This window comes from Mycobacterium sp. TH-M106 (genome assembly GCF_057473765.1).
The window spans coordinates 1-2,011 of the sequence record NZ_JBYCLE010000449.1; the positions used below are offsets into that span (position 1 = coordinate 1).

3 protein-coding genes and 1 pseudogene are annotated in these 2,011 nt (G+C 71.8%); 3 read left to right on the forward strand and 1 reads right to left on the reverse strand.

Annotated features, from left to right (window positions below):
- On the reverse strand, positions 1–692 hold a 692-nt coding region (locus tag AC2VOP_RS15950; protein WP_486961889.1), incomplete at its 3' end, for a dienelactone hydrolase family protein.
- Positions 693–828: 136 nt separating this feature from the next.
- Between AC2VOP_RS15950 and AC2VOP_RS15955 the strand changes: the two genes are divergently transcribed.
- From AC2VOP_RS15955 to AC2VOP_RS15965, 3 genes and pseudogenes are all read left to right on the forward strand, one after another.
- Positions 829–1,059 carry a FitA-like ribbon-helix-helix domain-containing protein gene (locus AC2VOP_RS15955; RefSeq protein WP_486961890.1) on the forward strand — a complete coding sequence of 77 codons (231 nt, stop codon included), beginning with the start codon at positions 829–831 and terminating at the stop codon, positions 1,057–1,059.
- Positions 1,046–1,438 (forward strand): type II toxin-antitoxin system VapC family toxin, encoded by a 393-nt coding sequence (locus AC2VOP_RS15960; protein ID WP_486961891.1) that lies wholly within the window; start codon positions 1,046–1,048, stop codon positions 1,436–1,438. The genes AC2VOP_RS15955 and AC2VOP_RS15960 overlap by 14 nt, the downstream gene beginning before the upstream one ends.
- Before the next feature lie 44 nt (positions 1,439–1,482).
- Positions 1,483–2,011, forward strand: a pseudogene (locus AC2VOP_RS15965) (glutamine--fructose-6-phosphate transaminase (isomerizing)); the annotation flags it as partial.

The window sequence follows — 2,011 nt, forward strand, 5'->3', positions numbered from 1 at the left end:
AGCAGCGCCCGCACCCGCCGCTGCGTGCGACGATCCGACGTCGGCAACCCGAAGAACCCCGCCAGCCTGCGGCCCTGCGGCAGGCCGGCGGGCGACGCCTTGCGGATCACCCGCAGCGTCGCCGCGTCCCAGGCCCGGGCCAGCGACACGGTGTCGGAGCGCAGCGCCCGGGGATCACCGGGCGCGGCGAACACCACGCCGGGCACGTTCAGCGTCGCCGCCGGCTGCTCGGCTGGGGGCGCGGTGACGCTCGGGAAGATCGCCACCGCCGCGGTGATTCTGGCCGGCATCGCGGCTGTGGCGAACACCGCGGCCGACCCGCCGAAGCCGTGGCCCGCCACCGCGAGCTTGCTGGGATGCACGCTGATCTTGCCCGGACCCAGCCGCACACCGGTGGCGATGTCCAGGGTGGCGCCCAGGTCGAACGCCAGGTTGAGCACCGAGGGCGCCAGCCCCCGCTCGGTGTCGGGCGCGGCGGCGACGATGCCCCACGACGCCAGGTGCTCCAGCAGCCCCGAATAGTGCCCGACGCCGGTGAGCCAGTCGTGGCCGAATGCGACGGCCGGGAGCTTGCGCCCCGCCTCCGGCGTGTACACCACCCCGGGCAGGCCGGCAAAGGCCAGGTCACCGCGGAGCACGCGGTGCGGGCCGGGTCGGGTCAACGTGGCGAACAGGGTGCGGGGGCGGGCCACCAGTCGACGGTAGCGCACCACGGCGCGGTGTCGATCGCTCAGATGAGGCCGAGGTACGCCGCAGCCGGGCTGCGGTCGCCGATCGGACCATCGGCAATCACTTGCATTCTGGCGCCAGCGGCGCCAGGATGGCGCTATGCCCAGTGTGCAGATAAAGGACGTCCCCGAAAACACCCACCGAGTACTGCGCGAGCGCGCCGCCCGGGCTCATCAGTCGATGCAGGAGTACCTTCGCAGCCGATTGATCGCCGAGGCGAGCCAGCCGACTCTCGACGAGGTCTTCGACCGGGTTGCCGCGCGTCGTGGCGGCTCGGTGTCGTTCAACGCGTCGGCGAATCACGTCCGGGAGCAGCGTGATCGTCGTTGACGCGAGCGTATTGACGGTCGCTCTCGGTGACGACGGCAACGACGGCCGGTGCGCTCGGGAGCGGTTGGTCGGGGAGACCTTGGTCGCTCCGGAACTCATCGATCTCGAGGTCACTTCGGTGTGGCGCCGCCAGGTTGCCGCGGGGCTCATGCCCGCCCGGCGTGCCGCCGACGCGGTCTCCGACCTGGCTGACCTGCCGCTGCGCCGGTCGTCGCACCGGCCGCTATTGAGCCGCATCTGGCAGTTGCGGCAGGTCGTCACCACCTACGATGCCGCGTACGTCGCATTGGCTGAGGCCCTGAAAGTCTTGCTGGTCACGGTGGACGAGCGGCTGACGCGGGCTCCCGGCCTCAGATGTGAATTCGAGGTTCTGGCCTGACAGGTCGGCTGGTAATCCCTGAGTCTGCACTACCCTGATCGGTTATGTGCGGAATAGTCGGCTACGTCGGGCAGCGACCGGCCCGCGACGTCGTCGTCGAGGCACTGCGCCGGATGGAGTACCGCGGCTACGACTCGGCGGGCATTGCCGTCGTCGACGGCGAGGACGGCGCGTCTCCGGGTGGGCGGCTGACCGTCTGCCGCCGCGCGGGGCGGCTGGCCAACCTGGAGCAGGCGCTGGCCAACACCGACCCGGCGGGGCTGCGCGGCCACACCGGGCTGGGGCACACCCGCTGGGCCACCCACGGGCGTCCGACCGACCGCAACGCGCACCCGCACCACGACGCGGCCGGCAGGTTCGCCGTCGTGCACAACGGCATCATCGAGAATTTCGCCGCGCTGCGCCACGAGCTGGAGGGGGAGGGGGTGGAGTTCACCAGCGAGACCGACACCGAGGTGGCGGTACACCTGCTGGCCCGCCAGTACCGCCGCGGCGACACCGCCGGCGACTTCGTGGCGTCGGCGCTGGCGGTGCTGCGCCGGCTGGAGGGCCACTTCACCCTGGTGTTCGCCA